The organism is Salipiger bermudensis HTCC2601 (genome assembly GCF_000153725.1).
Taxonomy (GTDB): Bacteria; Pseudomonadota; Alphaproteobacteria; order Rhodobacterales; family Rhodobacteraceae; genus Salipiger; species Salipiger bermudensis.
In genome coordinates this window covers 566983-593825 of record NZ_DS022276.1, presented here as the reverse complement: position 1 = coordinate 593825, position 26843 = coordinate 566983, and the positions used below count along the sequence as shown (strand labels likewise).

Genomic DNA, 26843 nt, shown 5'->3' with positions numbered 1-26843 from the left:
CACGCCGAGGCAGACACCAAACGGATAGGGGGACAGGCATGCGCTGCCCGTTTTGCGGACATATCGACACGCAGGTGAAAGATTCCCGACCGGCGGAAGAGCACGTGTCGATCCGGCGCCGTCGCTTCTGCCCGGCCTGCGGTGGCCGTTTCACCACCTACGAGCGGGTGCAGCTGCGCGATCTCGTGGTGATCAAGTCGAACGGACGGCGCGAGGATTTCGATCGCGACAAGCTCGAACGCTCGATCCGCATCGCGCTGCAGAAACGCCCCATAGAGCCCGAGCGCGTGGATCAGATGATCAGCGGCATCGTGCGCCGCCTCGAGAGCCTCGGCGAGACCGACATCCCCTCGAAGCAGATCGGCGAGATCGTCATGGAGACGCTCGCCCGCATCGACACTGTCGCCTATGTGCGCTTTGCCAGCGTCTACAAGAACTTCCAGGCGGCGGACGATTTCGACAAGTTCGTCAGCGAACTGCGCCCTGACGCGACGACTGCCGAGAAGTGACCGACGACCTCCGGCACATGGCCCACGCCCTGCGGTTGGGCCGGAGACGGATGGGCCAGTGCTGGCCCAACCCGGCGGTTGGGTGTGTCATCGTCAAGGATGGACGCGTCGTCGGACGTGGCGCCACCGCGCCCGGGGGCAGGCCCCATGCCGAGCCGCAGGCGCTGGCACAGGCCGGCGAGGCGGCGCGCGGCGCCACCGCCTACGTGACGCTCGAGCCGTGCTCGCATCACGGCAAGACGCCGCCTTGTGCCGAGGCGCTGGTGAAGTCCGGCGTGGCGCGGGTCGTCGCACCGCTTGCGGACAATGACGCGCGGGTCTCGGGGCAGGGGTTTGCGCATTTGCGCAAGCATGGCATCGAGGTGACCACGGGCGTGCTGGCAGAGGATGCGGCCCGCGATCACGCCGGCTTCTTCCTGCGCAACGATCACGGGCGGCCGCTGGTGACGCTGAAGCTTGCGAACAGTTTCGACGGCCGCATCGCCACCGCCACGGGCGAGAGCCAGTGGATCACCGGACCCGAGGCGCGGCGCTACGTGCACGGCCTGCGGGCCAGCCATGACGCGGTGATGGTGGGGGCAGGGACGGCGCGCGCCGACGATCCGGCGCTTACTGTGCGCGGCTGGGGCGAGGTGCAGCAGCCGGTGCGGGTGATCGTCTCGCGGCTCATCGACGTGCCGCTGATGAGCACGCTGGCCAGCTCTGCACGCGAGGTGCCAGTCTGGCTGGCACACGGCTCGGATGCCGCGTCGATGACGAAGCGGGCATGGCAGAGTTGCGGCGCCAAGCTGCTTCAGTGCAAGGTCTCCGGTGGCCGCATCGACCCCCATGCGCTGCTTTCGGCTCTGGGCAAGGAAGGGCTCACGCGGGTGTTCTGCGAGGGCGGCGGACAGCTGGCCGCCTCGCTTCTGGCGGCGGATCTGGTCGACGAGCTTGTAGGCTTCACCGCTGGCATCGCCGTGGGCGCCGAAGGCCGTCCGGGGATCGGCGCCATGGGTGTCGACCGCCTGGCCGAGGCACCACGTTTCGAGTTGGAAGAGGTTCGGGCGGTCGGCGGCGATGTGCTGCATCGCTGGCGCCGCGGCGGGGCCGCATCACGCTGACCGGCCCCAAGGCTGGCGGGGCTCAGCCCCGCCGCATGTGCACTCAGTGCACCGTCACCGGCGCAAAATCGTTCTGCCGCGCGAGGATGAAGGCCTGCTTGCGGTCCTTGACCAGCGCAAGACGCTCGCCTTCCGCATTGTGCACCGCATAGAGCGTCTCAAGCCCGCCAAGCTGGCCCTGGATCTCTTCCGGGAGGTCTCCGGCGGCGACGGCACGCACGTAAACAATGCGCTCTTCGCCCGGTGTCTGGAATTCGTACTTGGTATTCATCGAATTACCCCTTTCTGATCGAGATCGTCTGAACCACCGTCTCGGGTCGGGAGATGGTCAGATCCACGTGCAGCAAGCCATTCTCCATGACAGCCTCGCCCACTTCTACGCCGTCGGCCAAGACGAAACTGCGCTGGAACTGTCGCGAGGCAATGCCACGATGCAGGAATATGCGTTCGCTGCCGTCGTCACCTTGCCGCCCGCGGATCACCAGTTGGCGATCCTCGACAGTGATCGACAGGTCGTCTTCCGAGAACCCGGCCACGGCAAGCGTGATCCGGTAGGAGCGTTCCGAGGTCTGTTCGATATTGAAGGGCGGATAGCCCTCGCTCGATTTCGCCGTGCGTTCCAGCAGGCGCTCGAGTTGCTCGAAGCCGAGCATGTGCGGGTAGGAACCCAAAGTCATCTTGCTCATGACATGTCCTTTGCAGAAAGCGACCGTCCGCCGGGCCCCGCATTCGGCAACCCGACTGAAATCAATATGGGAAGCCCCCGGAATATCCGCAAGGGCTTTGCCAGAGCGATTGGACTTGCTATCTAAGGGGTCTGTATCGCAAGGAGTTTGCCCGCATGGAGACGCCGCAAGACATCTCGATGAAAACCGAGGAAGTGCTGCGTGTCGAGCTTGAGGTCTTCAAACGCGAACACCGCGATCTCGACGAAGCCATCGCGGCCCTGCAGGACCGCGGCATGGGCGACCAGCTGACGCTTCAACGCCTGAAGAAGAAGAAGCTGTTCCTGAAGGACAAGATCGCCCTCATCGAAGACCGGCTGACCCCCGACATCATCGCCTGAGGGCTGCTCAGCCGAGGCTGAGCGCGGTCTGCTTGAGCATCTCCGCCGAGCGGCGCAGCGCGCTTGCCTCGTCCTCGGCCAGTTCCGGCAGCAGTGTGGTCATCACGCCGCTGCGGCCGACCACGCGGGGCAGGCTGAGCGCCACGTCGGTCACGCCCTCGACCTCCGGTGTCACGATCGAGACCGACAGCACGCTGCGCTGGTCGTCGCGCACCGCCTGCACGATGCGCGCAAGCCCCGCGCCGATGCCGTACCACGTGGCGCCCTTGCCCTCGATGATGCGGTAGGCAGCGCGGCGCACGCCCTCATCGATGCGTTCGCGCACCGACTGGGTGATCGCGGCACCCACCTGCACGCCGAAGCGCGCCACCGGCTCCGAGCCGGCCCGCGCCGAGGCCCAGGCCAGCACCTCCGAGTCGCCATGCTCGCCCAGCACGTAGGCATGCACCGATTGCGGCGCCACGCCGAGATGGTCGCCCAGCAGGCTGCGGAAACGCGCGGTATCGAGGATGGTGCCCGAGCCGATGACCTTCTCGCGCGGCAGGCCCGAGATACGCAGCGCCACCTCGGTCATCACGTCGACCGGGTTCGAGGCCACGAGCAACATGGTCTCGGGGGCGGCCTTCTGCACGCCCGCGATGACCTGCGCAAAGACCTCGGCGTTGCGCGACAGAAGGCTGATCCGGTCTTCTCCGGGCTTCTGTGCGACGCCGGCGGCGAGGATCACCAGATCGGCGCCCTCGAGCGCGTCGTAGTCGCCCGCCGAGACCCGGCAGGGATGGGCGAAGGGCACCGCATGGGCGATGTCTTCTGCCTGCGCCACGGCGAGTGCCATGTTGCGGTCGACGAGGACGATCTCGCTGGCGCCGCCGCGCAGTGCGAGCGCGTAGCCCGCCGCCGAGCCCACCATGCCCGCGCCCACGATCCCGATCTTCATGACGATTCTCCTCAGTGCTGTCGGGAGGAGGTTTGCACGCTAACGGCGAGGGCGATAGGGGCGGGGGTCCTTGTGCGGGTCTTCGGGGCAGGGATGGCCCAGAGAATTGGCGAGAAGTGGCCTCGGCAAAGCTGCGAGCGCCGCCTCCGCGGATTCAAGCCCGCCTCGATCTGCAGTGCCTGAGAATGAAAGGGCCGCGGTCCCAGCGCCCTTCATACGTCGAGCTTTGCCATCAGCGTGCGCAGCACCGTGCGCTCGTCTTCGTCGAGCTTCGCGGTGCGGCTGCGGAACAGCGTCGCCTGGCTGCGCAGCACGGGCTCATCGTCGATCACCTTGAGGTGGTTGGCCCGCAGCGTGTCTCCGGTCGACGTGATGTCGGCCACCGCCTCGGCGGTAAGGTTCTTCACCGTGCCCTCGGTGGCGCCCTGCGAGTCCACGAGCTGGTAATCCGCCACGCCGCCATGGCGCAGATACTCGCGCACCAGCCGGTGATACTTGGTGGCGATCCGCATCCGGAAGCCGTGTTCCGCGCGGAACGCCGCCGCCGCCGCGTCGAGATCGTCGAGCGTATCGACATCGACCCAGCAGGCGGGCACCGCGACGATCAGGTCGGCCTGTCCGAAGCCCAGCTCGGCCAACGGCTCGACCTTCTGGTCCCACTGCACGAGCTTCTCGCGGATGAGATCGGTGCCGGTGACGCCAAGGTGGATGCGCCCGGCAGCCAGCTCGCGCGGGATCTCTCCTGCCGAGAGCAGCACCAGGTCGACGCCTTCGACCCCGTCCACCGCGCCGGCATATTCCCGGTCGTTGCCAGTGCGGGCAAGGCCCACGCCACGGGCTCCGAACCAGTCGAAGGTCTTCTCCATCAGGCGCCCCTTCGAGGGCACCCCAAGCTTCACACTCATGCCCGCTCTCCCGTCTGCAGAAGCAGCCCCGGACGGATGACCCCGCCCACGGCCGGGGCGGCGCGGCCATTGCCCAGCCGCTCTGTCAGCGCGTCATAGCGCCCCCCGGTGGCCACCGGGGGAAGGTCGGGCCGCGCCGTCGGCACGAAGCCGAAGACGAAGCCGTCGTAATATTCCATCGAGCTGCGGCCGTAGCTTGCTTCGAACTCCAGCGCGGCCACGTCGACCCCGCGGGCAGTCAGCGCCTCGCAGCGGCGCTCGAAGCGGTCCACCGCCGGCAGCAGCGCCGGCATATCGACGGCGATGTCATGCAGCTGTTCCAATGCAAAGGAGCAGGTCTCGCGCACCGCCAGCAGCGTGTCGATCAGCGCCACCTGGCTCTCGCAGAGCGGGCCTTCGGCGGCGTCCTCGCGCAGCGCGGCGATGCGCGCGGCGACCTCGGTCTCCGAACGCAGGCCGATCGCCGGGGCTGCGGTGTCCATCGGGTTCTCTGCGGCCAGCAAGGCCTTGCGCGACGGCGGCACCGGGCTGCGGCCCGAGTAGCGGTCGAGCAGGGCGCGGAACCGGCGCGGACGCCAGATGTGGCGCATCAGCGCGGACCGGCGGCGCTCGGAGGTCTCGAGCCCCGCGACCGCAGCGGTCAGGATGCCGATATCGCCGGTCACCGCGCGCAGCCGATAGGGCGCCAGCGTCTCGGCGAAAAGCGCGAAGACCTCGGCATCGGCCTGCGCCGGATCGTCATCGGCGAACAGCTCGAAGCCGACCTGGAAATACTCCGGCGCGCGCTCGGGATGCTCTTCCTGGCGGCGAAAGACCTCGCCGGCATAGGTGTAGCGCGACGGCGCGGCGCCGGTCTCCATGTGCATCTGAACCACCGGCACGGTGAAGTCGGGCCGCAGCATGACCTCGCCGCGGGCGGGGTCGTGGGTCACGTAGGTGCGGGCGCGGATGTCCTCGCCATAAAGGTCGAGCAGGGTTTCCGCCGGCTGCAGGATGGCGCAGTCGACATTCTCGGCCCCGGCCTCGAGAAACCGGGCCCGCAGGCGGACGGCTTCGGCGCGTTCCTGCGCGGTGGTCACGCCCATTGGTTCAGGATCTCTCTCACCTTGGCGACCAGATCGCCGCGCGCCACCTCGTATTGAGAGGGGCGCTCCTTCCATTCCTCGAGGCTGGCGCTTTCGGCCAGCTTGGCGCCGAGGACCAGGTCCTTGATCTGCACCACGCCGCGCTCCTTCTCGTCGCCGCCCTCGATGACGGCGACCGGCGAGCTGCGCTTGTCGGCATATTTGAGCTGGTTGCCGAAATTCTTCGGATTGCCGAGATAGACCTCGGCACGGATGCCCGCATTGCGCAGCTCGGCCACCATCGCCTGGTAATCGGCCATGCGGTCGCGATCCATCACCGTCACGACCACGGGGCCCTGCACGGTGCCGCCGATGCGGCCCTTCTCGCGCAGCGCCGCGAGCAGCCGGTCGACGCCGATGGAGACGCCGGTCGCGGGCACCGCCTGACCGGTGAAGCGCTTGACGAGATCGTCGTAGCGTCCGCCGCCGGCGACCGAGCCGAACTGGCGCTTGCGGCCCTTCTCGTCGAAGATCTCGAAGGTCAGCTCGGCCTCGAAGACCGGGCCGGTGTAGTAGCCCAAGCCGCGCACCACGCTGGGGTCGATCTCGATACGGTCGGGGCCATAGCCCTGCGCCGCCAGCAGCGCGCCGATCTCCTCGAGCTCGTCGACCCCCTCGGCGCCGATCTCGGAGCTGCCGACAGCGGCGCGGAGGTTGGCCACCGTGGCGGCGGCATCGGCACCCTTAGAGGTCAGGAAGGCGACCACCGGCTCGGCCTGCGCCTCGCTCAGGCCCACGCCGTCGATATAGGCGCCCGAGGCATCGAGCCTGCCCTTGCCGAGCAGCTCGCGCACGCCGGCCTCGCCGACCTTGTCGAATTTGTCGATGGTGCGCAGCACCGCGTCGCGCTGCGCGTCATCCTCGAGCCCCATGGTCTCGAGCACGCCGTTCAGAACCTTGCGGTTGTTGACCCGCACCAGGTAGTCGCCGCGCGGAATCCCGACCACTTCCAGCGTGTCCGCCAGCATGGCGCAGATCTCGGCATCCGCGGCGACGCTCGCGGCGCCCACGGTGTCGGCGTCGCATTGATAGAACTGGCGGAAGCGGCCTGGGCCGGGCTTCTCGTTGCGCCAGACCGGGCCCATGGCGTAGCGGCGATAGGGCAGGGGCAGGTCGTTGCGGTGCTGGGCATAGACCCGGGCCAGCGGCGCCGTCAGGTCGTAGCGCAGCGCCATCCAGCTCTCGTCCTCGTCCTGCCAGGCGAACACGCCCTCGTTGGGCCGGTCGACATCGGGAAGGAACTTGCCGAGCGCCTCGACGGTCTCCACCGCGCTCGATTCCAGCGCGTCGAAGCCGTAGCGATGATACACCCCGGCGATGGCCTCGAGCATCTCGGCGCGCTCGGTCACTTCGGGACCGAAATAGTCGCGGAAGCCCTTCGGCGTCTGTGCCTTGGGGCGGGGGGCTTTTTTCACTTTGGCCATGGCGGGCTCCGGGCTCGTCCAGATTGCGCGCCCCCCTTAGCCGCTTGCGCGTGCGGGGGCAAGCGACCGGCGGTGTGCAGCGGCCCGGCGTTACATCCTGCGGCTTGTGTCGGATGCCTCCGGCGGGGATATTTAGAGCCAGAAGAAGACAGGGGCGCCGCACTCCCCACCCGCCCTGGTTTCTTCTGGCACAAAATATCCCGGGGGAGGCCGCCAGGCCGGGGGGCAGCGCCCCCCATGCGCCCTTTCCAAGCCGCGCGGCGCGGCATATGTGGCGCGACATAAGCGGCGCGGCCTATGTGGCGCGACAAAAGGAGCCGGAGACATGCCAAGCGACACCGACAGCCTGCAGGAACGCATCGCCCATCTCGAGCGGGCGGTGGACGATCTTTCCGAGACCGTGGCGCGTCAGGACCGCGACATCGCGCTGCTCACCCGTCGCGTGGCGCTGCTGCTCGAGCGCGAGGCGGCGCGGCAGGACGAGGGGGTCGGCGCGGTGGTGATGGGCGACGAGCGCCCGCCGCACTACTGAGGAGCGGCGCGCGGCCGGGGTGAGGCGCCCGGCTCAGAAATCCTCCACCGCCATCACCCCGTCGAGCGATTTCACCGCGCCCTTGATCTCGGGGGTGACGGGGAATTCCTGCCTGAGATCCATCTCGACCTCACCCGGCAAGCCGGAGCCCGCGAAGCAAAGCCGCACGGGGCCGCGCCCGGCGCGCGGCATCTGCTCGGCAGCGCGGCCCAGAACCGAGGCGACCTGCGCCACGGTGTCGGGATTCTCGATGTAGATCTTCATGCCCGCGGCGCCGGCATCGGCCACGACCTGCTCGACCGGTCCGAAGGAGCGGGCCAGCAGCTTCAGCTGGTCCGACTCCATCGTCGCCTCGACGGTGACCACCACCTTGGTGCCGGTCTCCAGCAGGTCGCGCGCCTTTTCCAGCGTGTCCGAGAAGATCGTCACCTCGTAGGCGCCGCTCGGGTCCGAGAGCTGGGCGAAGGCGAAGCGGTTGCCCTTGGCCGACTTGCGCTCCTGACGGCCGGCCACCACGCCACCCATCTTGGCGATGCAGGCGCCGCCTCGGGCCTTGTCCTCGACCTCGTCCAGCGTCAGCACGTCGCGCCGCTTGAGCGCCGGCATGTAATCGTCGAGCGGGTGGCCCGAGAGATAGAAGCCGATCGCCTTGAACTCCTCCGAGAGCCGCTCGGCGGGCAGCCAGTCGGGCGCCGGCGACAGCCGCGGCTCGGGCAGGTCGTCGCCGGCCTCGCCGAAGAGCGAGACCTGCGCCGAGGCCTTCTGCTCGTGGATCGCGGCGGAATAGGCGACCAGCGCGTCGAGCGATTCGAAGATCCGCCGGCGGTTGCGGTCGAGCTGGTCGAAGCAGCCGGCCCGCGCCATCATCTCGAGCGGCCGCTTGCCGACGCGCTTGAGATCGACCCGGCGGGCGAAATCGTAGACGTTGACGAAGGGCTTGTCGGGGCTCCTGGGGTCCTCGGGCACCGAGCGGCGCCCCTCGACCACCAGCCGCATCGCATCAAGCCCGACATTCTTCAGCGCGCCGAGCGCATAGACCAGCTTGCCGTCCTCGACGTCAAAGCTCGCCTGGGACCGGTTCACGCAGGGCGGGATGTAGTCGAGCTTGAGGCCCTTCTTGGTCTCGTAGAAATAGACCGCCAGCTTCTCGGTGAGATGGATGTCGCAGTTCATCACGCCGGCCATGAACTCGACCGGGTGGTTCGCCTTGAGCCAGGCGGTCTGGTAGCTCACCACCGCGTAGGCGGCGGCGTGGGACTTGTTGAAGCCGTAGTTGGCGAATTTCTCGAGCAGGTCGAAGACCTCGGTGGCCTTCTTCTTCTCGACGCCGTTCTTGGCGGCGCCGGACTCGAATTTCGGGCGCTCGGCGTCCATCGCCTCCTTGATCTTCTTGCCCATGGCGCGGCGCAGCAGGTCGGCGCCGCCGAGCGAGTAGCCCGCCATCTCCTGGGCGATCTGCATCACCTGTTCCTGGTAGACGATGATGCCCTGGGTTTCGGCAAGGATGTGGTCGATCGATGGGTGCACGGAGGTGATCTCGCGCTGGCCGTTCTTGACCTCGCAATAGACCGGGATGTTCTCCATCGGGCCGGGACGATAGAGCGCCACGAGGGCCACGATGTCCTCGATGCAGGTCGGTTTCATGCGCTTGAGCGCGTCCATCATGCCGGTGGATTCCACCTGGAACACGGCGACGGTCTTGGCCGAGGCGTAGAGCTTGTAGGTCTTGTCGTCATCCAGCGGGATGAGGTTCATCTGGTTCTCGCCGCCCTCGGCCGGCTCGTAGAGCTGGCTTCCGTCGGCGGCGACATGGATCGGGCGGCCGGACTTGAGGATCAGGTCGACGGCGTTCTGGATCACCGTCAGCGTCTTCAGGCCGAGGAAGTCGAACTTCACCAGACCCGCCTGTTCCACCCATTTCATGTTGAACTGGGTCGCCGGCATGTCCGAGCGTGGATCCTGGTAGAGCGGCACCAGCTCGTCGGTGGGGCGGTCGGCGATGACCACGCCGGCGGCGTGGGTGCCGGCGGAGCGCAGCAGCCCCTCGACCTGCATGCCGTATTTCAGCAGCCGGTCGACGACCTCCTCGCGCTCGGCTTCCTCGCGCAGGCGCGGCTCGTCCTGCAGCGCCTTCTCGATCGAGACAGGCTTCACGCCCTCCACGGGGATCATCTTCGACAGCCGGTCGACCTGGCCGTAGGGCATCTGCAGCACCCGGCCCATGTCGCGCACCGCGGCCTTGGAGAGCAGCGCGCCGAAGGTGATGATCTGGCCCACCTTGTCGCGGCCGTATTTCTCCTGAACGTAGCGGATCACCTCTTCTCGGCGGTCCATGCAGAAGTCGATGTCGAAGTCCGGCATCGAGACCCGTTCGGGGTTGAGGAAGCGCTCGAACAGCAGCGAATAGCGCAGCGGGTCAAGGTCGGTGATGGTCAGCGCGTAGGCCACCAGAGAGCCCGCACCCGAGCCCCGGCCGGGGCCGACGGGAATGTCGTGATCCTTGGCCCACTTGATGAAGTCGGCAACGATCAGGAAGTAGCCCGGAAAGCCCATGCCCTCGATGATGCCGAGCTCGAAATCGAGCCGCTCCTGGTATTTCTCCACCGTCACCGCGTGCGGGATCACCGAGAGGCGCTTCTGCAGACCCTCGTTGGCCTGACGGCGCAGTTCGACCACCTCGTCATCTGCGAATTTCGGCAGGATCGGATCGCGGCGGTAGGCCATGAAGGCACAGCGCTTGGCGATCTCGACGGTGTTTTCCAGCGCCTCGGGCAAATCGGCGAAGAGCGTCGCCATCTCCTGCGGGGTCTTGAGGTAGTGCTGCGGGGTCAGCCGCCGGCGCGGCTCCTGCTGGTCGACATAGGCGCCCTCGGCGATGCAGATCATCGCGTCATGCGCCTCGTACATGTTCTCCTTGGGGAAATACACGTCGTTGGTGGCGACCAGCGGGATGCCCATCTCGTAGGCCATCTCCACGTGGCCGCGCTCGGTCAGGCGCTCGGCCTCGGGCAGGCCGTCCTCGCCGGGATGACGCTGCAATTCGACATAGAGCCGGTCCTGATAGATCTGGTGCAGCCGGGTCAGCAGGGTCTGCGCCGCGGCGCGGTGGTTCTCGCGCAGGAGGCGGCCGACCGGGCCGTCTGGTCCGCCGGAGAGGCAGATCACGCCCTCGCCATACTCTTCGAGCTCGTCCAGCAGCACATGTGCCAGCTCGCCGTCGCGCCGCAGGTAGAGGCACGAGTTGAGCTTCATCAGGTTCTCGTAGCCGCGCTCGTTCTGGGCCAGCAGCACCACCGGCGCCGGCGCCTTCGGGCGTTCTCCCGGGGCCGGCTGCACGTAGCGCAGATCGACTTGGCAGCCGACGATCGGCTGCACCCCGGCGCCGCTCGCGGTCACCGAGAACTCGAGCGCCGAGAACAGGTTGTTGGTGTCGGTCACCGCCACGGCGGGCATCTCCATGGCCTCGCAGAGGCCGGGAAGCTTCTTCAGGCGGATGGCGCCTTCGAGCAGGGAGTATTCGGTGTGAACGCGGAGGTGGATGAATCGGGGATCTGCCATGCGCCCGACATTATGGCGCGCCCGCGCCCGGCGAAAGACCCGACTCACGCCCCGGTGTCTTCGCGCCGCGCGCCTGCGGCATCGCTCGGTAAAGGCCATGGTCGGACGGAATCCATCCCAATCACCACATTTCGATAGCGAGTTTGCCCAATTTTCCCCTCAGTTTCTGGTGACTTTGGGTGACACGACACTTCTTACCTGCCGTGGCGCCTTGTGTTGCGCTGCGGTCCTACATAGACGGTCCGGGTTTCTCCCCCTTCCGAGCGCGGCATATGGCAATGGACAAGGCTCTCGATTCCTATTCTCCCGACATCACTGGCATGACCTTCGCCGAGACCGGCGCCGGCCAGATGCCGACCTACGGCCAAACGCCCGAGCGGCGCGCGGGCCTCTCGACCCGGACCAGCGAGCGCCGCCGCAAGGCGCTTCTGGCTGCAGCGAAGCTGGCACCGGGCCTGACCGCCCGGCATCTGGCGAAGCGCTACCTCTGCTCTGCGGCCAATATCGACCGTGCCCGGCTCTGCGGTGCGGGCAAGGCCGAGTTCCTGCCCTCGGGCGAGGCGGCGGCGGTGCTGCGCCACGCTCCGATGGCCGAGCCCACCGGTCAGCGCATCCTGCTGGTGCACGGCCATGACGGCAATGTGCGCCAGTTCGGCCGCATGATCCGCGCGCTGCAGAACGCGGGCGCCGAAGTCGATGCGCTGCTGCTTCCGGGCCATATCGAGCCCGATCGGGACCCGTGCAGCATCGCCGACATCACCCGTGCGATCCACGACTGCGCCCGGACCCATGGCCCCTATGACGGGGCGATCGCCCATTGCGTCAGTGCCAACGGTCTGATCTTCGCGCTCGAGGACGGGCTGGAATGCGGCCGCGTGGTACTCATCTCGGCGCCACTCGACCAGCGCAAGCTGCTGCGGCTCGGCGGCTCCCAATACGGCATTGAAGGCGACTGTCTCGAGCGCTTCGTCGACGAGGTCGTCCGTCTGAGCGCCCCGTACCCGGCCGAGGCGCCGTGGCGTGCCATCGCCGCAACGCGTTCCGAGCCGATGCTCGCCGTGCATGCGCGCAACGACTACGCTGCTCCGGCAGAGGATCTCGAGCCGCTGGCGGATGTTTGGGCCGAAGGTCGAATCGAGATCTTCGAGAACGCGGATCACAACACCATCGTCGGCCAGTCCGCGCCGGTGCAGTGCATCACCGACTTCCTCACTCGCGATTTCCGCCAACCCGATGAGGCCGGCGCCAGCTGATGGCGCGACCTTGGAGGGTGACGCCAAGTTTGGTGGCACCCTCCGCCCATCTGCCTCTCAAATGGGCATTTTCCTCTTGCCAAGCGGGAAACCCGGAACCTAGCCTGTAGCGGATCGATAAAGGTCCGCACGCTTTCTACGCCGCATCGAGGGTGTGCATGACAGGGACGGGGTATCGCGGCGGGTTCTTCATATGGATATCTGCTTTCTTCTGAACGGGGAAAGAGTGGAGCTGCGCGGCGTATCCCCGACGCGCACGGCTCTCGACTGGCTGCGCGAGGAGCGTGGTCTGAGCGGCACCAAGGAAGGCTGCAACGAAGGCGATTGCGGCGCCTGCACGGTGATGGTCACCGACGCGCACGGCTCGCGGGCACTCAACGCCTGCATCCTGTTCCTGCCGCAGTTGCACGGCAAGGCGCTGCGCACCGTCGAGGGGCTCGCCGGGCCCGATGGCAGCCTCCACCCGGTGCAGGAAGCGATGGTCACGCATCATGGCTCGCAATGCGGCTTCTGCACGCCGGGATTCGTGGTCTCGATGGCCAAGGCGCACAAGGTCGGCGACACCCAATACGACGATGCGCTGGCGGGCAATCTCTGCCGTTGCACCGGCTACGCCCCCATCGTGCGCGCGGCCGAGGCCGCCGCCGACGCGCCGGTGCCGGACTGGATGGAAGAGCCCGCGCTTCCCAAGGTGGCCGGGCAGGTCTCCTCTGCCGATCTCAGCGCGCACTCGCCCTCAAGCAGCGATGAGCTGGCCGAGCTGGTGGCCAAGCACCCCTCGGCAACCATCGTTGCCGGCGCCACCGATGTCGGGCTTTGGGTTACCAAGCAGCTGCGCGAGCTGCCAGAGGTGATTTTTCTCAACCGCTGCGAGGACCTGCAGCAGATCGAGGTCAGGGATGAGGCCATCCGGATCGGGGCCGGCGTCACCATGGACCGGGTGCTCGATCTGATGCGGGAGCACTACCCGAGCTATGCCGGGATGCTGCGCCGCTACGGCTCGGCGCAGGTGCGCGCCGCCGCCACCATCGGCGGCAACATCGCCAACGGCTCACCGATCGGGGACAACCCCCCGGCGCTGATCGCGCTGGGCGCGCGGCTGCGCCTGCGTTTCCGCGACACGCGGCGCGAGATGGCGCTGGAGGAGTTCTTCATCGAGTACGGCAAGCAGGATCGCTATCCGGGCGAGTTCGTCGAGGCGGTGACGATCCCGCGCCAGCCTGATCGGCTGAAGGTCTACAAGCTTTCGAAACGTTTCGATCAGGACATCTCGGCGGTCTGCGGCGCGTTCAACGTTACCGTCGAGGACGGCAAGGTCGTGACGGCCCGCATCGCCTTTGGTGGCATGGCGGGCATCCCCAAGCGCGCAGCGGCGGTCGAAGCGGCGCTGACCGGCAAGCCGTGGACCGACGAGGCGGTGGTTTCCGCGTGGGACGCGTGGGAGCAGGATTTCGCGCCGCTTTCGGACATGCGGGCGAGTGCCGAGTACCGGCTCGCCGCGGCGCGCAACATGCTGACCCGCTGCCTGCTCGAGGACATGGGCGCGGCCACAGACGTCCGGGAGGTGCGGGCATGAGCGTTACGAAACCGCTGCCGCATGACGCGGCGCCGCTGCATGTGACCGGCAAGGCCCGCTACATCGACGACATCCCCGTGCCGTCGAACTGCCTGCACATGGCCTTCGGTCTGTCGGAGATCGCCTCGGGCCGGATCCGCGAGATCGACCTTTCCGAGGTGCGCCGTGCGCCCGGCGTGGTGAAGGTCTGGGAGGCCAAGGACCTGCCCTCGGATTGCGACTGTTCTCCCTCGCTGCATGACGAGCCGCTGCTTTCCGGGGCCTCGGTGCATTACGTCGGCCAGCCGATCTTCATGGTCGCGGCCACCAGCCACCTCGCCGCCCGCAAGGCGGTGCGCAAGGCGAAGATCAGCTACCAGCCGCGCGACGCGGTGCTGACCGTCGACGAGGCGATGGCCGCCGACAGCCGCTTCGAGGACGGCCCGCGGATCTGGGAGAAGGGCGACGCCGACGCCGCCATGGCCGAGGCGGAGCACACGGTCTCGGGCACGCTCGAGATGGGCGGGCAGGAGCATTTCTACCTCGAAGGGCAGGCCGCCATGGTGCTGCCGCAGGAAAACGGCGACCTGCTGGTGCACAGCTCGACCCAGCACCCGAGCGAGATCCAGCACAAGGTTGCGCACGCGCTGCACCTGCCGATGCATGGCGTGCGGGTCGAGACCCGGCGCATGGGCGGCGGTTTCGGCGGCAAGGAGAGCCAGGGCAACGCGCTGGCCATTGCCTGCGCCGTGGCGGCGGCCGAGACCGGACGGCCCGCCAAGATGCGCTACGACCGCGACGATGACATGGTGATCACCGGCAAGCGCCATGATTTCCGTATCGAGTACAGCGCCGGTTTCGACGGCAACGGGCGCCTCAAGGCGGTGGATTTCGTGCAATATGCCCGCTGCGGCTGGGCGCAGGATCTGTCGTTGCCGGTGGCGGACCGGGCCATGCTGCACTCGGACAACGCCTATGACATTCCCAGCCTGCGGGTCGAGAGCCACCGGCTGAAGACCAACACCCAGAGCGCCACCGCCTATCGCGGCTTTGGCGGGCCGCAGGGCATGCTGGGGATCGAGCGGGTGCTCGACCACGTGGCCCATGCGCTGGGGCGCGATCCGCTGGAGATCCGGCGGTTGAACTACTACTCGGATGTCGGCGCGGTGGAGAGTTTGGACGGGGGGCTGTCTGCCCCCCGGGCGCCTGCGGAGCAGGCACCTCCCCCCGAGGATATTTCCGGCCAGAAGAAACAGGCTGCCGCGGAAGAGGACCTGACCTCGCGCGGGGCGGTGTCGAGCGTGCCCGCGGGACCTGCGCCCAGCGTGCCGGCGGACAGGCAGGTGACGCATTACGGCCAGCCCGTGGAGGATTTCATCCTTGGCGGACTGACCGAACGGCTGGCCGAGAGCTGCGACTACGCGGCGCGGCGCGCGGGGGTGGCAGAGTGGAACGTGGGCACGCCGCTGCTGAAGCGCGGCATCGCGCTGACGCCGGTGAAGTTCGGCATTTCGTTCACGCTCACCCACCTCAACCAGGCCGGTGCGCTGGTGCATGTCTACCAGGACGGCTCGGTGGCGCTGAACCATGGCGGCACCGAGATGGGGCAGGGGCTGTTCCAGAAGGTGGCGCAGGTGGCGGCGGCGCGATTCGGCCTGCCGCTCGATATGGTGCGGATCACCGCAACGGACACCGCCAAGGTGCCCAACACCTCGGCCACCGCCGCCTCCTCGGGCTCGGACCTGAACGGCATGGCGGTCAAGGCCGCCTGCGACACCATCCGCGACCGCATGGCCGAGCATCTGGCGGGGCTATTCCAGGCCAAGACCTCGGAGGTCGCCTTTGCCGGCGGGGAGGTCACGGTCGGAAGCGAGACGATGAGCTTCGCGCAGGCGGCCAAGCTTTGCTACGAGGGGCGGGTGAGCCTGTCGTCGACCGGGTTCTACAAGACGCCCAAGGTCGCGTGGGACCGGATCAAGGGGCAGGGTAGGCCGTTTTTCTACTTCGCCTATGGCGCGGCCTGCACCGAGGTGGTGCTCGACACCCTGACCGGCGAGTACCGCATCCTGCGCACCGACATCCTGCACGATTGCGGCGCCTCGCTGAACCCGGCGCTGGATATCGGCCAGATCGAGGGCGGCTACGTGCAGGGCGCCGGCTGGCTCACCACCGAGGAGCTGGTCTGGGACGAAGACGGGCGGCTGCGCACCCATGCGCCCTCGACCTACAAGATCCCGGCCTGTTCCGACCGGCCCGAGATATTCAACGTGGCGCTCTGGGAAGGGCGCAACGAGGAAGAGACGATCTATCGCTCCAAGGCGGTGGGCGAGCCGCCGTTCATGCTGGGCATCTCGGCCTTCCTGGCACTGTCGGACGCGGTGGCGTCCTGCGGCACGCGCTATCCGGCACTCGACGCGCCGGCGACACCGGAGCGCGTGCTGAGGGCAATCCGGGCGGTGCGCGATGAGCTTTGATCTGGAGGCGTTGCGCCGCGCGGTGGACCGGCACGGGCGGGTGGCGCGTGTGGTCGTGGCCGAGGTCGCGGGCTCGGTGCCACGCGGTCCCGGCACGGCGATGCTGGTTTGGGCCGAGGGCGGTGGCCTGGCGCAGTCCGGCACCATCGGCGGCGGCGCGCTCGAGTTGGCGGCGGCGGAGGCAGCGCTGGGTCGCGAGGGGCTGACACGCCATCCGCTGGGGCCGTCTCTGGGGCAGTGCTGTGGCGGCGCGGTGGTGCTGCTGACCGAGCATTTCGATGCCGCGCGGGTCGCGGCGCTCGAGGGGCAGGAGGTGATCGCGCGCGGGCCGGGGGAGATGCCGCTGGCGGTGCGGCGGCTCATCGACCGGGCGCGGGGACAGGGCGTGCGCCCCGAGCCGCAGCTGGTGCAGGGCTGGATGGTCGAGCCGGTGGCACGGGCCGAGCGGCAGCTCTGGATCTGGGGCGCGGGCCATGTGGGACGCGCCGTGGTGGAGACGCTGGCGCCCTTGCCGGAGCTGGCGCTCACCTGGATCGACACCGCGCCCGAGCGGTTTCCGCAGGAGGTGCCCGAGGGGGTGACCGTGGTGCCGGCGGCGCAGCCGGAGCGGCTGGTGCGCCACGCGCCCGAGAGCGCCGAGCACCTGATCTTGACCTACAGCCACGAGATCGATTTCGCGCTGTGCCATGCATTGCTGGAGCACGGGTTCGGCTTTGCCGGGCTGATCGGGTCCGAGACGAAATGGGCCCGGTTCCGCAAGCGATTGGCTACGCTGGGTCATCCTGATGCCCGGATCGCGCGCATCTGCTGCCCAATTGGGCAGAAATCCTACGGCAAGCACCCGCAGGCCATTGCCATCGGGGTGGCTGCGCATCTACTCAACCGTGAAACAGGGGATGGACAGGCGTGGCAGACACACTTCTCAGCATCCGGGGCCTGACCAAGGCCTATCCGGGCGTCGTGGCCAATGACGACGTCTCCTTCGAGATCCAGAAAGGCGAGATCCACGCGTTGCTGGGCGAGAACGGCGCCGGCAAGTCGACGCTGGTGAAGATGATCTTCGGCCTGGTGAAGCCCGATCGCGGCGAGATGCTGCTCGACGGCAGCGCCTACACGCCGGGCAAGCCCTCGGACGCGCGCCGCGCCGGCGTGGCGATGGTGTTCCAGCATTTCTCGCTCTTCGAGGCGCTGGACGTGGCCGAGAACGTGGCGCTGGGCATGGAGAACCCGCCCAAACCCCGCGATCTGGCGCGGCAGATCCGTGAGGTCTCGGAGACCTACGGGCTGCCGCTCGATCCTTCGCGCACCGTGGGCACGCTGTCGGCGGGCGAGCGCCAGCGGGTCGAGATCATCCGCTGCCTGCTGCAGCACCCGCGGCTCCTGATCATGGACGAGCCGACCTCGGTGCTGACACCGCAGGAGGTGGAGATCCTGTTCGAGACGCTGGCCAAGCTGAAGGCGGAGGGTACGTCCATCCTCTATATCTCGCACAAGCTCGAAGAGATCCGCACGCTCTGCGACGAGGCGACGATCCTGCGGCTGGGCAAGAATGTCGGCACCTGCACGCCGCGCGAGGTGACCGCGCGGCAGATGGCCGAGATGATGGTGGGCTCGAGCTTTGCCACGCCCGAGGCGCGCAGCGCCGAGAAGGGCGAGGTGCTGCTCAAGTGCGACGCGCTCTCGATGCCGGCACCGGGCGCCTTCGGCACGCCGCTGCGGGAGGTCTCGCTGGAGGTCCGCGCGGGCGAGGTGCTGGGGATCGGCGGCGTCGCCGGCAACGGGCAGGACGAGCTGCTGATGGCGCTGTCGGGCGAGCGGCTGGCGCCCAAGGGGGCGATCTGGTTCAAGGGTGAGGACATCAGTCGGGCCGGGCCTATGGCGCGCCGCGACGCGGGGCTTCTGTCGGGGCCCGAGGAACGGCTGGGCCACGCGGCGGCGCCCAATATGAGCCTGACCGAGAATGGCGTGCTGACCGCCTCGCGGCGGAAGGGGCTGGTCTCGAACGGCTTCATCGACTGGGGCAAGGCCACGGGCTTTGCCGAGGAGGTGATCGAGCGCTTCGACGTGCGCACGCCGGGGCCGGGTACGGCGGCGCGGGCGCTGTCCGGCGGCAACCTGCAGAAATACGTGGTCGGCCGCGAGATCCAGCAGGATCCGGATGTTTTCGTGGTCAACCAGCCCACCTGGGGCGTGGATGCGGCGGCGGCGGCGGCGATCCGTCAGGCACTGCTCGACCTGGCCGCCAAGGGCGCGGCGATCATCTGCATCAGCCAGGATCTTGACGAACTGATGGAAATTTCCGACCGCTTCGGCGCTCTGAACGAGGGGCGGCTGTCGCCGACCCGCGCGGTGAGCGAGCTGGATATCGAGAAGATCGGCCTGATGATGGGCGGTGCGCATGACATGGAGGTGGCCCATGTGGATGGCTGACCGCAGCAGAGTTTTCGTCCGAAAACTCTGCGACCCGACCCCGGGCGCGAAGATTTTTCCTGCGAAAAATCTTCCGGAGGCGCGCGCATGATCCGGCTGGAGAAACGCCCGCAGCCCTCGACGCTCTGGACCGCGCTGACGCCGGTGCTGGCGGTGCTGCTGACGATGATCGTCGGCGGCATCATGTTCGCTGCGCTCGGCAAGCCGCCGCTCGAGGCGATCCGCACGATCTTCTGGGATCCGTTGTTTCACCCGCAATTCGCTTCGTATTCGCGGCCGCAGCTGCTGGTGAAGGCGGGGCCGCTGATCCTCATTGCCATCGGGCTCTCGGTCGGCTTCCGGGCGGGGATCTGGAACATCGGGGCGGAGGGACAATACATCATGGGGGCGGTGATCGGCGCCGCGGTGGGGCTGGCCTTCTACCCGTCCGACAGCGTGCTGCTGTTTCCGCTGATGGTGGTGGCGGGCGCGCTGGGCGGCTGGCTCTGGGCGATGATCCCGGCACTGCTCAAGACCCGCTTCGGCACCAACGAGATCCTCGTCTCGCTGATGCTGGTCTACGTGGCCGAGAACATCCTCGCCTCGGCCTCCTCGAGCTGGCTGCGCAATCCCGAGGGGCAGGGCTTTCCGGGCTCGCGCAACTTCAAGCAATGGCCGGCGGTATTCAATGACGAGCTTATCGCCAATACCGGCATGCACTGGGGCGTGGTCGCGGCCTTCATCGCGGTGATCGGCGCCTACGTGCTGATGGCGCGCCACATCCAGGGCTTCAACATCCGCCTGACCGGCGAGGCGCCGCGGGCGGCGCGCTTCTCGGGGGTGAACCCGGTGCGCATCGTGCTGCTCTGCCTCGGCGTCTCGGGCGCGCTGGCCGGCATGGCGGGGCTGTTCGAGGTCACCGGGCCGGCTGGCCAGATCAGCATCGATTTCGGCTCGGGCTACGGGTTCACCGCGATCATCGTGGCGTTCCTCGGGCGGCTGAACCCGTTCGGCATCCTGCTTGCCGGGCTGCTGATGGCGCTGACCTATATCGGCGGCGAGCTGGCGCAGCTCATGCTCGGCCTGCCCGGCGCATCGATCCAGCTGTTCCAGGGCATGCTGCTGTTCTTCCTGCTCGCCACGGACGTGTTCACGAATTACCGCATCCGCTTTGTCGGACGGGAGGTGGCGTGATGGATCCCGTTCTTCTCGTTGCCTCGATCATGGTTTCGGCGACGCCGATCCTGCTGGCCGCCATCGGCGAGCTGGTGACCGAGAAATCCGGCGTGCTGAACCTCGGGGTCGAGGGCATGATGATCACCGGCGCGGTGATGGGCTTTGCCATCGCCGTCTCGACCGGCTCGCCGCTGCTGGGCTTTCTCGGCGCGGCCGTCGCCTCGGCGGTGCTGTCGCTGAGCTTCGGCCTGCTGACCCAGTACCTCCTGTCGAACCAGGTCGCCACCGGCCTCGGGCTGACGCTGGTGGGGCTTGGCCTCTCGGCGCTGATCGGCTCCAACTACGAGGGACAGCGGGCGCCGAACCTGCCCAAGCTCGACATCCCCGTGCTAAGCGACATCCCGGTGCTCGGGCGGATGCTGTTCTCGCATGACTTTGTCGTCTACCTGAGCCTCGCGCTGGTCGTCGCGGTCTGGGCCTTCCTCAAGTACACCCGCGCCGGCCTGATCCTGCGCGCGGTGGGGGAGGATCACGAGAGCGCCCATGCGCTGGGCTACAAGGTGGTGCGGGTGCGCATGGCGGCGATCGCCTTCGGCGGCGCCTGCGCCGGGCTCGGCGGCGCCTATGTCAGCCTCGTGCGGGTGCCGCAATGGACCGAGGGCATGACCGCCGGCGCTGGCTGGATCGCGCTGGCCATCGTGGTGTTCTCGTCGTGGCGGCCGCTGGGCGTTCTGGTGGGGGCCTACCTGTTCGGCGGCGTCACGGTGATCCAGCTGAACCTGCAGGCTGCTGGCACCACGGTGCCGGTCGAACTCTTGTCGATGTCGCCCTACCTGATCACCATCCTCGTGCTGGTCGTCATCTCGGCGCGCGGGGCGCATGGCGCGCCGGGCTCGCTCGGCCGGCCGTTCCACGCCAGCTCGTGAGGCGCGATGCCGGGGAGGGAAAGGCATACGAAGGGCAAGGCGCGGGTGCAGGCGGCGCTCGACGGGCGCGACCCGCGCTTCGGCGCGCGCATTCTCTGGGGGCTTTACGGGGTCATCATCCTCTCGGCGGTGGTGCTTACGCTGGAGAGCATGGACAGCCTGCCTCCGCTGATCCATCGCCTGCTCGGCTGGGCCGAGTTCGCCATCCTCGGAGTGTTCGCAGGGGAGTACCTTCTGCGGCTCTGGGCGGCGCCGTCGCGATGGCGCTACGCGCTGAGCTTCTGGGGCATCGTCGACCTGCTTTCGGTGCTGCCGGGGCTGCTGCTTCTGCAACCGCAGACCCAGAGCCTGCGCGTGCTGCGCCTGATGCGGGTGTTCCGGCTGCTGAAGCTGCTGCGTCTGCGCCGCGCCTCGCGCCGGCTCGAGGACGCGTTGCGCGCCTCGCGCGAGGAGCTGATCCTGTTCACCGCGGTGGCGGTGCTGGTGCTCTTCGTGGCGTCGGTGGGGATCCATTTCTTCGAGCACGAGGCGCAGCCGGAGAAATTCGGGTCGATCCCGAAATGCATGTGGTGGGCGCTCGCAACGTTGAGCACGGTGGGGTATGGCGATGTCTACCCGATCACCGCGGGGGGGCGCATCTTCACTGGGCTCACGGTGCTGATCGGGGTGGGTATCGTCGCCATCCCGGCCGGGATCATCACCTCGGAACTGCTGCGGCAGAAGCCGCGCCCGGAGCGCCCTTCGCAGGGTACGCAGACCGAAACACCAACAAAGACTGAAAAACCAATGGGAGACCAAGAATGATCAAACGCAGAACGCTTCTCGCCGCCTCCGCGGCGCTCGGCCTCGTGATGGGCGGGACCGCCTTCGCCCAGGACGTGCCGAAGATCGGCTTCGTCTATGTGGGGCCGGTGAACGACGGGGGCTGGTCGCAGCACCACCACGAATCCGCGATGCAGATGAAGGAGCATTTCGGCGATGCCATCGAGGTGATCGAGCAGGAGAGCGTGCCCGAGGGCGCCGATGCCGAGCGCGTGCTGACCCAGATGGCGCTGTCCGGCGCCGACCTGATCTTCACCACCTCCTTCGGCTACATGGACCCCACCATCAACGTCGCCGAGAAGTTCCCTGACGTGAAGTTCGAGCACGCCACCGGCTACAAGACCGCCGACAACGTCTCGGCCTACTCGGCGCGCTTTTACGAGGGGCGCGCGATCACCGGCTATCTTGCCGGCGCGATGTCCGAGACCAACAAGATCGGCTATATCGGCTCCTTCCCGATCCCGGAAGTGATCCGCGGCATCAACTCCTCCTACCTTCACGCCAAGCAGGCCAACCCCGATGTCGAGATCGCCGTGGTCTGGCTCAACACCTGGTTTGACCCGGCCAAGGAAGCCGACGCAACGCAGGCGTTGCTCGACCAGGGTGCTGACGTGGTGCTGGCCCACACCGACTCCACCGCGCCGCTCGCGGTGCTCGAGAAGGCCGGCGCCTACGGCTTCGGCCAGGCCGCCGACATGGCCGAGTACAAGCCGACGCCGCGGATCTCGTCGATCATCGACGACTGGGCGCCCTACTACATCGAGCGCGTGCAGGCGGTCCTCGACGGCACCTGGGAGAGCCACAACACCTGGCAGGGCATTGGTGACGGCATGGTCGGCATCGGCGAGTTCACCGGCCCGATCCCCGAGGACGTGCTGGCCCACGTGACGCAGATGAAGGACGACATCGCGTCCGGCGCCTACCACCCGTTCACCGGCCCGATCAACAAGCAGGACGGTTCGGCCTGGCTCGCCGAGGGCGAAGTCGCCGATGACGGCACGCTGGCGGGCATGAACTTCTACGTCGAAGGCGTGAGCGGCTCGATCCCGAACTGAGCTCTTGGGCTTTGACTGGTCACTGGCACCGCCGGCGCATCTGCCCGGCGGTGCTTTTGCTTGGGGCGGTCGGGATGTGAGTATTTACCGACGTAGAGAAGACAGGAGCGCGGCGCGTCTCGGGGGAGGTGGGGCGCGGGGTGGCTGCGGGATCGGGCGGGCGCTGCGGTGCGTGTGCCCAGTGGTGGTGAGGGCCGGGATGGTCGGGATTTGAGTATTTGTCGACGTAGAGAAGAGCAGAGGTCGGCGCTGCCGGTGGCGGTGGTGCTCGGGGCAGCGGTGTGGCCGGGGGGCGAGCCGTCTCCGACGCTGCGGCGGCGGGCGAAGCGCGCGGTGGCGCTGTGGCAGTCGGGCGAGGTCGGGGCGATCCTCGGCTGTGGAGGAGAGGGCGCGCATGCGCCGTCCGAGGCCGAGGTGATCTGCCGGCTGGCGCGCGAGGCGGGGGTGCCGGAGGAGGCGCTCTTCCGGGAGGACCGGTCGACCACGACGGAGGAGAACCTGCGTTTCGCGCTCCCGGTTCTGGAAGAGATGGGCGCGCACGACGTGGTGATCGTCAGCGAGGCCTATCACTTGCCGCGAGCGCTGCTGGTGGCGCGGCGGCTGGGGCTCAGGGCACGCGGGGCGGCGCCGGGCCTCGGGGGCGCGCGGATGGGCGCTCAGGCAAGGGCGATGCTGCGCGAGATCCCGGCGTTTGTCTGGTACTGGCTGCGTGGGGCAGGACGCTAGTGTGGTCGCTCAGAGCACGCCGATCTCGGCCAGCGCACCGGCCAGTTCCGGCGGCAGCGCGTCCTCGTCCTGGCGGTTGGCTGGAAGATCGCGGGGGGCATCCTCCGGGGCGAGGTAGCGCCATCCCTGAAACGGCCGCCGCGGCGCCGTGGTGACACGGATCAGCCCCGGCTGCAGCACGATGGCGCAGCGCTCCACGCCATCCGAGCCGGTCACCGGATCGAGCCGCAGGATCGGCTGGCGGCACTGGATCAGACCCTTGAAGACCCAGTAGATGCTGCCGCCGTTCAGCACCTCGGCCTCGCGGCGCGGCCACATCCGGGTGACGTGGCGCGGCAGGCCGTCCTCGGTCTGGGCGGCGCGGCTTGCCTGCCAGGCCGCGAGCGTCTCGAGGCTTTCGGTCCCGGCGCTGAGCTTTATCAGGTGCGTGAACTTGTCCACAGAGTCCTCCACAGATGCCGCAGCATATTGTAGTTTGCCCCGGACCGGTTGCAAGTAGTGGTGGCGTAACGTCGATGCGAGTCTGTCTCGAAGGCTCTGGACGTGCTAGCTTCGTGCCTGCTATCAGGCCTGTTCTGCCAAAGAGGATTCCGCTGCCATGAGCCGTTTCGCCGCCCCCATTGCCGAACAGATCTGGGACATGAAGTACCGCTTCAAGGAGGCGGACGGTACCCCGATCGACATGAGCGTCGAGGACAGCTGGCGCCGCATCGCGCGCTCGCTCGCCTCTGTCGAGAAAGACGCCGAGCGCTGGGAAGAGACGTTTTTCGAGGCACTTGAGGATTTCAAATACCTCCCCGCAGGCCGCATCACCGCCGGCGCCGGCACCGCGCGCTCGGTGACGCTGTTCAACTGCTTCGTCATGGGCACCGTGCCGGACAGCATGTCGGGCATCTTCGACATGCTCAAGGAGGCCGCGCTGACGATGCAGCAGGGCGGGGGAATCGGCTACGACTTCTCGACCATCCGGCCCAAGGGCGCGATTGTGCACGGGGTTGCCGCCGACGCCTCCGGGCCGCTCTCGTTCATGGATGTCTGGGACGCCATGTGCCGCACCATCATGTCGGCGGGCTCGCGCCGCGGCGCGATGATGGCCACCATGCGCTGCGACCACCCCGACGTGGAGCAGTTCATCGCCGCCAAGTCCGACAGCGCGCGGCTGCGCATGTTCAACCTGTCGGTGCTGGTCACCGATCCGTTCATGGAAGCGGTGAAGGCGGACGGCTCCTGGGATCTCAAGTTCGACGGCAAGGTCTATCACACCGTCAAGGCACGGGACCTGTGGAACAAGATCATGAAGGCGACCTATGATTACGCCGAGCCGGGCGTGATCTTCATCGACCGCATCAACGAGGCCAACAACCTCAACTATGTCGAGCAGATCGCCGCGACGAACCCCTGCGGCGAACAGCCGCTGCCGCCCTACGGCGCCTGCCTGCTCGGCTCGATCAACCTCGCGCGGCTGGTCACCGACCCGTTCACCGACGCGGCCGAGATCGACGACGCGGCGCTGGAAACGCTCGTCGCCACCGCCGTGCGCATGATGGACAACGTGGTCGACGCCTCGCGTTTCCCGCTGCCCGAGCAGGAAGAAGAAGCTCAGAACAAGCGCCGCATCGGCCTTGGCGTCACCGGCCTAGCCGACGCGCTGCTGATGAAGGGGTTGCGCTACGGCTCCGAGGAGGCCGCCGCCCAGACCGAGGACTGGCTGCACCGCATCGCCCGCGCCTCCTATCTTGCCTCGGTCGAGCTGGCGAAAGAGAAGGGTGCCTTCCCGCTCTTCGACGCCGAGAAGTACCTCGCCTCGGGCAACATGATGAACATGGACGAGGACGTGCGCGAGGCGATCCGCACCCACGGCATCCGCAACGCGCTGCTGACCTCGATCGCGCCCACCGGCACGATCTCGCTCTATGCCGGCAACGTGTCGTCGGGCATCGAGCCGGTCTTCGCCTATGCTTACAAGCGCAAGGTGCTGCAGAAGGACGGCACCCGGACCGAGGAAGAGGTGGTCGATTACGCGGTCCAGATGTGGCGCGACCTGAAGGGCGACGCCGAGCTGCCGGACTACTTCGTCAACGCCCAGACGCTTGATCCGCAGGATCACGTGCGCATGCAGGCGGCGGCGCAGAAATGGATCGACAGTTCGATCTCGAAGACCATCAACTGCCCCGAGGACATCTCCTTCGAGGCGTTCAAGGACGTCTACATGCAGGCCTACGAGACCGGCTGCAAGGGCTGCACCACCTATCGTCCGAACGACGTGACCGGCTCGGTCCTGTCGGTGTCGGAGGAGAAGAAGGCGGCGCCCGAGGCGGTCGCGACGCCGGCGGCAGAGCCCAACCAGCCGCATGGCGACGTGATCTACATGGCCGAGCCGCTGGATCGCCCGCAGGCGCTCGAGGGCCAGACCTACAAGCTCAAGTGGCCCGACAGCGAGCACGCCATTTACCTGACGATCAACGACATCATCGTCGGCGGTCATCGCCGCCCCTTCGAGGTCTTCATCAACTCGAAGAACATGGAGCACTACGCCTGGACCGTGGCACTCACGCGGATGATCTCGGCGGTGTTTCGGCGCGGCGGTGACGTGTCCTTCGTGGTCGAGGAGCTCAAGGCGGTGTTCGACCCGCGCGGCGGCGCCTGGGTGCAGGGCAAGTACATCCCGTCGATCCTGGCGGCCATCGGCGGCGTGATCGAGCGTCACCTGATCGCCACCGGCTTTCTCGAGGGCGAGGGCATGGGTCTCAAGACCGATCCGCAGGCCAAGGTCGTCGGCCTCGACGCGCCCCGCGGCAAGGCGTGCCCGTCCTGCGGCCAGTTCTCGATGATGATGGTCGAGGGCTGCATGACCTGCTCGAGCTGCGGGCACTCGAAGTGTGGGTGAGCTGAAGGGGTTACTTAGTCAGAGAAAGCAGATGAATGCGCAAACGGAAGCATAAGTCTGCGCAAGGGGTGTCAAGGGCGAAACGTACCGCCTGGTGCCCCTGGGCTGCTCTCTGAAGGACGGTGATAGAGGCGCTGGAGCAGACGCTCCGGCGCCTTTCGCGTATGAAGGGGATGTGCGGTTCGTGATATGAAGTCACGGAGGGCCGTCGTGCCGTCGCTATGCGCTCCTGAGCAGGGCGCAGCGGCGCTCGCGATGGTGAGACCCTGAACACAAGGTTGCTTTGAAACGGTGGAAGCTCTGACGAAGACTATGATGCAGACGCAAACTGTCGCTACGATCCTGAACCGATATCAGCGTCGGAGAAATTGTCAGGTGCCCATCACGGCAACCGATGTCTAC

Annotated in this window: 23 protein-coding genes; 15 read left to right on the top strand and 8 right to left on the bottom strand. The window is 67.6% G+C overall.

Features of this window, described 5'->3' with window-relative positions; genetic code table 11:
• The first annotated feature begins 38 nt into the window (after window positions 1-38).
• Both nrdR and ribD read left to right on the top strand, forming a co-directional pair.
• Window positions 39-509 carry a transcriptional regulator NrdR gene (nrdR, locus tag R2601_RS02810; protein WP_007793225.1) on the top strand — a complete coding sequence of 157 codons (471 nt, stop codon included), beginning with the start codon at window positions 39-41 and terminating at the stop codon, window positions 507-509.
• Window positions 506-1612 (top strand): bifunctional diaminohydroxyphosphoribosylaminopyrimidine deaminase/5-amino-6-(5-phosphoribosylamino)uracil reductase RibD, encoded by a 1107-nt coding sequence (gene ribD / locus R2601_RS02805; RefSeq protein WP_375360169.1) that lies wholly within the window; start codon window positions 506-508, stop codon window positions 1610-1612. Before nrdR ends, ribD begins: the two co-directional genes overlap by 4 nt.
• A gap of 43 nt (window positions 1613-1655) precedes the next feature.
• Here ribD and R2601_RS02800 read toward each other — a convergent pair whose 3' ends face one another.
• Window positions 1656-1883, bottom strand: a complete 228-nt coding sequence (locus R2601_RS02800) for a DUF1150 family protein (protein WP_007793219.1) — start codon at window positions 1881-1883, stop codon at window positions 1656-1658.
• Window positions 1884-1887: 4 nt separating this feature from the next.
• Entirely contained in the window at window positions 1888-2298 is a 411-nt protein-coding gene (locus R2601_RS02795; protein WP_007793217.1) for an Hsp20 family protein, read from the bottom strand.
• Between the two features lie 155 nt (window positions 2299-2453).
• Here R2601_RS02795 and R2601_RS02790 point away from each other — a divergent pair, with 155 nt between their 5' ends.
• Window positions 2454-2678, top strand: coding sequence for a YdcH family protein (locus R2601_RS02790; RefSeq protein WP_007793215.1), 225 nt, complete (start codon window positions 2454-2456; stop codon window positions 2676-2678).
• A 7-nt stretch (window positions 2679-2685) separates the two neighbouring features.
• On the opposite strand, the gene R2601_RS02785 is transcribed toward R2601_RS02790, so the two are convergent.
• The 4 genes from R2601_RS02785 to hisS all read right to left on the bottom strand — a co-directional run bounded on the left by R2601_RS02785 (window position 2686) and on the right by hisS (window position 7068).
• The gene (locus R2601_RS02785) at window positions 2686-3615 is read right to left on the bottom strand and encodes an L-lactate dehydrogenase (RefSeq protein ID WP_007793212.1); all 930 of its coding nucleotides are present in this window, start codon (window positions 3613-3615) and stop codon (window positions 2686-2688) included.
• A 212-nt stretch (window positions 3616-3827) separates the two neighbouring features.
• The gene (hisG, locus tag R2601_RS02780) at window positions 3828-4520 is read right to left on the bottom strand and encodes an ATP phosphoribosyltransferase (protein WP_007793209.1); all 693 of its coding nucleotides are present in this window, start codon (window positions 4518-4520) and stop codon (window positions 3828-3830) included.
• Complete coding sequence (locus R2601_RS02775; protein ID WP_007793206.1) at window positions 4517-5605, bottom strand: ATP phosphoribosyltransferase regulatory subunit; 1089 nt, start codon at window positions 5603-5605, stop codon at window positions 4517-4519. Before R2601_RS02775 ends, hisG begins: the two co-directional genes overlap by 4 nt.
• Entirely contained in the window at window positions 5596-7068 is a 1473-nt protein-coding gene (gene hisS, locus R2601_RS02770; protein ID WP_007793203.1) for a histidine--tRNA ligase, read from the bottom strand. The genes R2601_RS02775 and hisS overlap by 10 nt, the downstream gene beginning before the upstream one ends.
• Window positions 7069-7393: 325 nt before the next feature.
• On the opposite strand from hisS, the gene R2601_RS02765 reads away from it, so the two are divergent.
• Complete coding sequence (locus tag R2601_RS02765) at window positions 7394-7600, top strand: SlyX family protein (protein WP_007793200.1); 207 nt, start codon at window positions 7394-7396, stop codon at window positions 7598-7600.
• 33 nt (window positions 7601-7633) lie between these two features.
• Here the strand turns inward: R2601_RS02765 and dnaE are convergent, their stop codons facing one another.
• On the bottom strand, window positions 7634-11158 hold the full coding sequence (gene dnaE, locus R2601_RS02760) for a DNA polymerase III subunit alpha (RefSeq protein ID WP_007793197.1): 3525 nt from the start codon (window positions 11156-11158) through the stop codon (window positions 7634-7636).
• A 278-nt stretch (window positions 11159-11436) separates the two neighbouring features.
• Here dnaE and R2601_RS02755 point away from each other — a divergent pair, with 278 nt between their 5' ends.
• The 10 genes from R2601_RS02755 (at window position 11437) to R2601_RS02710 (ending at window position 23554) form a co-directional block, all read left to right on the top strand.
• Entirely contained in the window at window positions 11437-12411 is a 975-nt protein-coding gene (locus R2601_RS02755) for an alpha/beta hydrolase (protein ID WP_007793195.1), read from the top strand.
• Window positions 12412-12604: 193 nt separating this feature from the next.
• Window positions 12605-13987: a xanthine dehydrogenase small subunit gene (gene xdhA / locus R2601_RS02750; protein ID WP_007793193.1), complete on the top strand. Its 1383-nt coding sequence runs from the start codon at window positions 12605-12607 to the stop codon at window positions 13985-13987.
• Window positions 13984-16440 (top strand): xanthine dehydrogenase molybdopterin binding subunit, encoded by a 2457-nt coding sequence (xdhB, locus tag R2601_RS02745; RefSeq protein WP_007793191.1) that lies wholly within the window; start codon window positions 13984-13986, stop codon window positions 16438-16440. Before xdhA ends, xdhB begins: the two co-directional genes overlap by 4 nt.
• The gene (gene xdhC / locus R2601_RS02740; protein ID WP_007793188.1) at window positions 16430-17380 is read left to right on the top strand and encodes a xanthine dehydrogenase accessory protein XdhC; all 951 of its coding nucleotides are present in this window, start codon (window positions 16430-16432) and stop codon (window positions 17378-17380) included. The genes xdhB and xdhC overlap by 11 nt, the downstream gene beginning before the upstream one ends.
• The gene (locus R2601_RS02735) at window positions 17347-18870 is read left to right on the top strand and encodes an ABC transporter ATP-binding protein (protein WP_007793185.1); all 1524 of its coding nucleotides are present in this window, start codon (window positions 17347-17349) and stop codon (window positions 18868-18870) included. Before xdhC ends, R2601_RS02735 begins: the two co-directional genes overlap by 34 nt.
• Before the next feature lie 87 nt (window positions 18871-18957).
• Complete coding sequence (locus tag R2601_RS02730) at window positions 18958-20043, top strand: ABC transporter permease (RefSeq protein WP_007793181.1); 1086 nt, start codon at window positions 18958-18960, stop codon at window positions 20041-20043.
• Window positions 20043-20951 (top strand): ABC transporter permease, encoded by a 909-nt coding sequence (locus tag R2601_RS02725; RefSeq protein WP_007793179.1) that lies wholly within the window; start codon window positions 20043-20045, stop codon window positions 20949-20951. Before R2601_RS02730 ends, R2601_RS02725 begins: the two co-directional genes overlap by 1 nt.
• Before the next feature lie 6 nt (window positions 20952-20957).
• A complete protein-coding gene (locus tag R2601_RS02720) occupies window positions 20958-21755 on the top strand; it encodes an ion transporter (protein ID WP_254656027.1) in 798 nt (265 codons plus the stop codon).
• Window positions 21752-22828, top strand: a complete 1077-nt coding sequence (locus R2601_RS02715; protein WP_007793173.1) for a BMP family ABC transporter substrate-binding protein — start codon at window positions 21752-21754, stop codon at window positions 22826-22828. Before R2601_RS02720 ends, R2601_RS02715 begins: the two co-directional genes overlap by 4 nt.
• A gap of 210 nt (window positions 22829-23038) precedes the next feature.
• The gene (locus R2601_RS02710) at window positions 23039-23554 is read left to right on the top strand and encodes a YdcF family protein (RefSeq protein ID WP_254656026.1); all 516 of its coding nucleotides are present in this window, start codon (window positions 23039-23041) and stop codon (window positions 23552-23554) included.
• A gap of 9 nt (window positions 23555-23563) precedes the next feature.
• Here R2601_RS02710 and R2601_RS02705 read toward each other — a convergent pair whose 3' ends face one another.
• Window positions 23564-23995: a DUF1489 family protein gene (locus R2601_RS02705; RefSeq protein ID WP_007793165.1), complete on the bottom strand. Its 432-nt coding sequence runs from the start codon at window positions 23993-23995 to the stop codon at window positions 23564-23566.
• A 157-nt stretch (window positions 23996-24152) separates the two neighbouring features.
• On the opposite strand from R2601_RS02705, the gene R2601_RS02700 reads away from it, so the two are divergent.
• Window positions 24153-26441 (top strand): adenosylcobalamin-dependent ribonucleoside-diphosphate reductase, encoded by a 2289-nt coding sequence (locus R2601_RS02700; protein ID WP_007793162.1) that lies wholly within the window; start codon window positions 24153-24155, stop codon window positions 26439-26441.
• The last annotated feature ends 402 nt before the right edge of the window (window positions 26442-26843 follow it).

Excerpts from the sequence above, each read along its gene's own strand:
- nrdR (WP_007793225.1), top strand. The coding sequence starts at position 39 with ATGCGCTGCCCGTTTTGCGGACATATCGACACGCAGGTGAAAGATTCC.
- R2601_RS02800 (WP_007793219.1), bottom strand. The coding sequence starts at position 1,883 with ATGAATACCAAGTACGAATTCCAGACACCGGGCGAAGAGCGCATTGTT.
- R2601_RS02795 (WP_007793217.1), bottom strand. The coding sequence starts at position 2,298 with ATGAGCAAGATGACTTTGGGTTCCTACCCGCACATGCTCGGCTTCGAG.
- R2601_RS02790 (WP_007793215.1), top strand. The coding sequence starts at position 2,454 with ATGGAGACGCCGCAAGACATCTCGATGAAAACCGAGGAAGTGCTGCGT.
- R2601_RS02785 (WP_007793212.1), bottom strand. The coding sequence starts at position 3,615 with ATGAAGATCGGGATCGTGGGCGCGGGCATGGTGGGCTCGGCGGCGGGC.
- hisG (WP_007793209.1), bottom strand. The coding sequence starts at position 4,520 with ATGAGTGTGAAGCTTGGGGTGCCCTCGAAGGGGCGCCTGATGGAGAAG.
- R2601_RS02775 (WP_007793206.1), bottom strand. The coding sequence starts at position 5,605 with ATGGGCGTGACCACCGCGCAGGAACGCGCCGAAGCCGTCCGCCTGCGG.
- hisS (WP_007793203.1), bottom strand. The coding sequence starts at position 7,068 with ATGGCCAAAGTGAAAAAAGCCCCCCGCCCCAAGGCACAGACGCCGAAG.
- R2601_RS02765 (WP_007793200.1), top strand. The coding sequence starts at position 7,394 with ATGCCAAGCGACACCGACAGCCTGCAGGAACGCATCGCCCATCTCGAG.
- dnaE (WP_007793197.1), bottom strand. The coding sequence starts at position 11,158 with ATGGCAGATCCCCGATTCATCCACCTCCGCGTTCACACCGAATACTCC.
- R2601_RS02755 (WP_007793195.1), top strand. The coding sequence starts at position 11,437 with ATGGACAAGGCTCTCGATTCCTATTCTCCCGACATCACTGGCATGACC.
- xdhA (WP_007793193.1), top strand. The coding sequence starts at position 12,605 with ATGGATATCTGCTTTCTTCTGAACGGGGAAAGAGTGGAGCTGCGCGGC.
- xdhB (WP_007793191.1), top strand. The coding sequence starts at position 13,984 with ATGAGCGTTACGAAACCGCTGCCGCATGACGCGGCGCCGCTGCATGTG.
- xdhC (WP_007793188.1), top strand. The coding sequence starts at position 16,430 with ATGAGCTTTGATCTGGAGGCGTTGCGCCGCGCGGTGGACCGGCACGGG.
- R2601_RS02730 (WP_007793181.1), top strand. The coding sequence starts at position 18,958 with ATGATCCGGCTGGAGAAACGCCCGCAGCCCTCGACGCTCTGGACCGCG.
- R2601_RS02725 (WP_007793179.1), top strand. The coding sequence starts at position 20,043 with ATGGATCCCGTTCTTCTCGTTGCCTCGATCATGGTTTCGGCGACGCCG.
- R2601_RS02720 (WP_254656027.1), top strand. The coding sequence starts at position 20,958 with ATGCCGGGGAGGGAAAGGCATACGAAGGGCAAGGCGCGGGTGCAGGCG.
- R2601_RS02715 (WP_007793173.1), top strand. The coding sequence starts at position 21,752 with ATGATCAAACGCAGAACGCTTCTCGCCGCCTCCGCGGCGCTCGGCCTC.
- R2601_RS02700 (WP_007793162.1), top strand. The coding sequence starts at position 24,153 with ATGAGCCGTTTCGCCGCCCCCATTGCCGAACAGATCTGGGACATGAAG.